Source organism: Collinsella sp. HCP3S3_E5 (genome assembly GCF_052067635.1).
Taxonomy (GTDB): Bacteria; Actinomycetota; Coriobacteriia; order Coriobacteriales; family Coriobacteriaceae; genus Collinsella.
This window is the reverse complement of sequence record NZ_JBQHQF010000042.1, coordinates 1-5,225: the sequence shown is the minus strand read 5'-3', so window position 1 is coordinate 5,225 and position 5,225 is coordinate 1. Positions and strand designations below refer to the sequence as shown.

The 5,225-nt window shown below is 51.8% G+C and carries 3 protein-coding genes; 1 reads left to right on the top strand and 2 read right to left on the bottom strand.

Annotation, left to right across the window (positions count from 1 at the left end; translation table 11 throughout):
- Nucleotides 1-258: 258 nt before the first annotated feature.
- On the top strand, nt 259-600 hold the full coding sequence (locus ACTM82_RS08795) for a hypothetical protein (RefSeq protein ID WP_427719642.1): 342 nt from the start codon (nt 259-261) through the stop codon (nt 598-600).
- Nucleotides 601-775: 175 nt separating this feature from the next.
- Here ACTM82_RS08795 and rfbB read toward each other — a convergent pair whose 3' ends face one another.
- Nucleotides 776-1,795 carry a dTDP-glucose 4,6-dehydratase gene (rfbB, locus tag ACTM82_RS08790; protein ID WP_441055832.1) on the bottom strand — a complete coding sequence of 340 codons (1,020 nt, stop codon included), beginning with the start codon at nt 1,793-1,795 and terminating at the stop codon, nt 776-778.
- Between the two features lie 860 nt (nt 1,796-2,655).
- A complete protein-coding gene (locus tag ACTM82_RS08785; protein WP_441055834.1) occupies nt 2,656-4,656 on the bottom strand; it encodes a hypothetical protein in 2,001 nt (666 codons plus the stop codon).
- Nucleotides 4,657-5,225 lie beyond the last annotated feature (569 nt).

The following is a 5,225-nucleotide window of genomic DNA, read 5'->3' as shown; positions in this document are numbered from 1 at the left end:
TCAACTGGGAAAATGGCGCCCCCGGGGCCCGAGAGGGGCCGCGGGGGCGTTCGGTTAACTGCGGGAGCGAGCCATCAGCTCAATGTGTTCGGCTGAGATCGGAAATCAACCTCTCCATAGCTTTTCGCCCGCACATCGAAGTGACAACGCCACGCTCATGCATAAAACTTTGGACCAATTAATGATAGGCGCATATGTGTCCGCACGAATCTTTAGATTCCTTACGTCATGCGAAGCCATAACGCGAAAGGAATCAACATGCTGTTTTGCAAAGAGGTACGAAGCTGGCTTGACATTCTTGACGATGCAGGAGTACTGCTCCGTCGACTAGAAATACTAGAAAATCTGATCGGCAAATGCTCCTGCGATATCCCGCTCTCGGGATGCAGATTCATGGACGATACAGTAGATGGATATGACGGGAGCGAAATGCTGCTGTTTCTCGATGAATCCTTAGAGGTCCTCATTAAGGAATACAAAGACCAGATTAGGAAATACGAACAGGCATACAAAAACAATACTGGCAAGAATCAGGATATCGCGGCTAAAAGCAAAAGAACCATGGCGAATAAATGGCCCGAAGCCGATAAAGCCGCTTGATCTATTTGGAATAACTTCCTTAGGTCGACGGCACTTTAGTCGGCACGGCAACTCTTAGGTCACATGCAAAAGCATATCAATGCCATCGCACGGGGCACCAAAACCCAAGCAACCCATTGCAATGCGAATCTGACAGGCGCGCATTAACAACGTCAAAAACCCAGCGCCACGCCCCCTACTGACCCTGGGAGCGGTAGCGGGCCTCGGTGGCCTCCTTGGCCGGGCGCCACCAGGACTCGTTGGCGACGTACCAGTCGATCGTCTGCTTCAGGCCCTCGGCGAAGTCGGTGTGGGCCGGCCTCCAGCCCAGCTCGCGCTGGAGCTTCGCGCTGTCGATGGCGTAGCGGCGGTCGTGGCCGGGGCGGTCGGCGACCCAGTCGAAGTCCTCGGGGTCGCGTCCCATCGCCTCGAGGATCATGCGCAGGACCGTGATGTTGTTCCTCTCGCCATTTGCGCCGATGAGGTAGGTCTCCCCCATGCGGCCCTTGGTCAGGATGTCCCAGACGGCCGAGGAGTGGTCCTCGGTGTGGATCCAGTCGCGGACGTTCTCGCCCTTTCCGTAGAGCTTGGGGCGCACGCCGTCGATTATGTTGGTGATCTGCCTGGGGATGAACTTCTCCACGTGCTGGTAGGGGCCGTAGTTGTTGGAGCAGTTGGAGATGGTCGTGCGAAGCCCGTAGGTGCGGGTCCAGGCGCGCACGAGCATGTCGGAGCTGGCCTTGGTGGAGCTGTACGGGGAGGACGGCTTATAGGGCGTCTCCTCGGTGAACTTCGCCGGGTCGTCGAGCGCCAGGTCGCCGTAGACCTCGTCGGTGGAGACGTGGTGGTAGCGGATGCCGTATTTCCTCACGGCCTCCAGAAGGCGGAAGGTGCCCTCGACGTTCGTGCGAAGGAACGGCTCCGGGTCGGCGATGGAGTTGTCGTTGTGGGACTCCGCGGCGTAGTGCACGATCGCGTCGTGGCCCGGCACGATCCTATCGAGCAGCTCGGCGTCGCAGATGTCGCCCACGACGAGCTCCACGCGGTCGGCGGGAAGCCCGGCGATATTCTCGGGGTTGCCGGCGCAGGTCAGCTTGTCCAGGACGGTGACGTGGACGCCCGGGTGGTTGTTCACGACGTAGTGCACGAAGTTGCTGCCGATGAAGCCGCAGCCGCCCGTGACGATGATGTTCTTGGGATTGAACGTTTCAGCCATGGCCTATCCCCTATCTGCCTCACTGTTAATCGAAGATGGCGCTAGAATTGCGTCGCCGCCCCCAATGTCATCCAATTCCAACTTCACAGTTTCTCATTTCCCCATTATTCATTCTTTCCAAGTTTGACGGGAAACGACAACGCCCAACGGCATGACTTCCAGAATTTCAATCCAGTCAGCAGCACGATTAAATCAAAAATAGGGGATGCCCTCCTTTTGAAAGGAACCCCCTTACAAAAACAGAGACTACGGATAGTCTCTGTTTTTCATTGCACGACAGGATAACTCAAAGGCGATTTCAATATAGAACGACTTCTCCTACCTGCTGAAATTCTCGTACAAAAAGGTGCACATCGACGAACAAACGGACGGCTATCTCCGTATGAACGCAGCCGACTGCTACCATGGCCTGCCTGGTGAGCAGAGCGATCCAATGGAAGCGCCTTTACCGTACAGGATGGGAATCTACGCCGACTGGTTCTTGTCGGCCTACTACATGTTTTCGGACTCTGCCCGAGTTGCTTCATGGCAATCTTGATGTTGCCATGCTGCAGCCTGGAATAGCCCACTATCACCTGCGCCAGAAAACAGCTAGTAAGCAGCCCAGACAGAAGCAAACGCCTCCGTGCCCATAAACTCCTAATTAAAACAAAGGGCCGCCGCTCGCAATAACAGGGACTTTTTTGGCTCCGACTCGCTTAGGGTCCACGGTGACCCCATCATTGGATACTTAATTGCTCAATTCGACATAACTGGCCTCGATTTGGAACAGTTTTTCTTAATCGTGGCGAAATATGAATCCCCAAAACCGCATCAAGTAAACAAGGGCACGTGAGATCAGGTTCCCGACCAAGCCAACGCTACCCATTACACGCCTTGGCCAGCAGAACAAGCCTCTTAGCGGCATCATCGAAAGATCCCACAGCGTAATATCCGTCTTTATCCTTGCCAATGCACCCAACAAAAGGAGAGGACAGGAACTCGAGCATTTCCCCAACCTCGCTGATCGACAAATCTTCAATTGAGGACGTTCCGTTTTTCATGAACCAGTAAACATCCCGCTTAGACATCAACCCGCCAAATTCTTTATCTTCGTTTTGAGAAAGCAACGCCCTGAGCACCAAATCGAGCAGCTTGGTTGTTCGCCTAAAGCGGGCAATAGCGGGTTCCAATAAACCAAGATCGATAGACCCCGAATACTCGAAGAGAACTTTGTAGTCTTGAGAGACGAGCGGAATCTCCTCTTGAAGCTTAAGAAGCTTTTCCAACTCGCTAATTCCAAACAACGCGACGTCATGTTCCTTGGCCCTATCGCAGATCCGTTTTTCAGAAAAACTTGACCCCACAACGGCGATGAACGACGCATCGTGTTTACGACGATGCAGCTCAAGGGTATCAAAATCGACTTGTGAGGCAGAGACCCCGCCATTAGAGGTTGATTTGGCATCAATTACCACGGAATAAGAAAATCTCGAAGCAGCATTCGCGACCGCTAAAACATCTGTATCACCAGACCCGCCCAACAAAGTCGTTCTAAACCCAAGGCGACTAAAGCACCGCTCCACAGCTCGTTCCAGCCGATCGGGATGACCGGAATCGCGCGAAGCATCCCAAAGCTCTGTAATCAGTTTGTCGACATCGGTAGCCACGGGCTGCTCAGGTCCCGTCCCCTGTTTGCCAATGGAATCAACGATGAAATTAAACCCATATCCACTCAAAAATGAGTCGCAGTGCTCAGTTGCCTGATAACTCATCTGGCTTCTCTTTTTAAGCAAGCCGGCTTTCAACAACACATTAAGACGCTTTCTTAGCGCATCATGGGAGATGTTGACGTTAAAACGTTCGAATAGATGCAGCTGGATTGACCTAACATCAAACGCGCTGTGGCCAACAAGCGGCAAAAGCTCAAATACCCAAGAGAACGCTGCATGAAAACAGCAAGCAAAATTAATTGCAGATTTTTCAGACAGCCAAGCGTCACCAATTGAAGTTAATTCGTACGTCGTAAGTGATGACCGCTGCACAAAGCCCAATTTTGAAAGTGAAGAAATCGCCGCCCTGGTTGAGCTTTCGGAAAGTTTATAGGACAAGTTAGAAAACTGAACGATTGCAGACTCATCACCACCGTTTTTAACGATGGAAAGAAGCTCGGCTGTGACATCAATAAAACCGGATGCTCCACCAGCGAAAAATCCAATAGAATCCGAACGATTAGATTGTTTAGCATTTAAAGCAAGGTCGACGGCCCAATTTGAAGGCTCATCCCAGTTTAAGGAAGCAGATTCCTCCAAGACGCCCTTGGGTTCCACTTCAATCTGAGAAACCCATTGGTCACCTAGAGGGGTCCGTGCATATCGACATCCTTCGTATTCTCGATATTCAACAAGGCCGAGCTCGCGAGCCCATTTTAGACGGCGCTGAACCTCGCTCTTCTTGGTCCAGCTCATTCCATACTCGGCATTGGCGATTAAACGCAGCTCGCCCGAAGTCTTTGGCGTGCCCAGCACGTCAATCATGCCGCTAAAGAATTTACAACGACATGCCAGGCACGCAGCCAGATAGGAGTTATCTCCCGTGTCAATCCAACGGTCCGCTTCCGCAGAAGGAGTGTATCCCTCAGCAGCCTTAACAACCAATCCGCACGGACTCAGGGCAAGACAAGCTTCGCCAAGAGAAAGTTTGGCCGTTGAGCCCTCAATTGAAATGGCATCGTCTAGGGATTGACCGCGCTTTAAGGCATCCAGAATCGTTCTTAGAGTCTCGATCATCCCCGTACTCCCAACAGGAATATTGGGAGAAGACTGGGCATGGGATGAATAATCGGAAAACTTTGGATATTCCATCGGATCGATCTGGACCATAGGGCATCTCCGATAAAGGTCGGCAAATAAAACGCTATGACCATGATATCAAGGGAAGAGCTCGCGAATCGCACGGGACCCTATACGCTACCGCGAAAGAGTTCGGCAATGTCTCGAAACGCCATTTACATTTGTCCAATTAGAGCATGGCAATCAGTGCAAACTGGGCCAATTTCCATTGGTGACAAACGCACCCCCGGTTCGTACACGAGCACGGCATTCTTAAGTTCGGGAATAATCTCAAGGTAGCGAAGGAAACAGCTCTTCTCCAGTTCGCCAAAGTCAGAACCCAATATTGCATCCCGCATCTCTTGGATTAGCAGGATTAGCTTCGCCAGCAAATTGTCCGTTTTGTCAAAAAACGTATCTCTTGATCGAAAATCAACCTATGAGCAGATGAAGCGCGCGCAAGCTCATCCTTATAGGCCTCAAGAAAAGTATCCAAGATGGATTTAAATGATCGCGTCGAAAATGTTGGTGTAAGGGTGACACCCTAGCGCCCGTTTAACGAAGAACGGCCTTCGTCCTAGAATCTGAAATCACCACAACAACAGGTTCTAGGAAAGGAC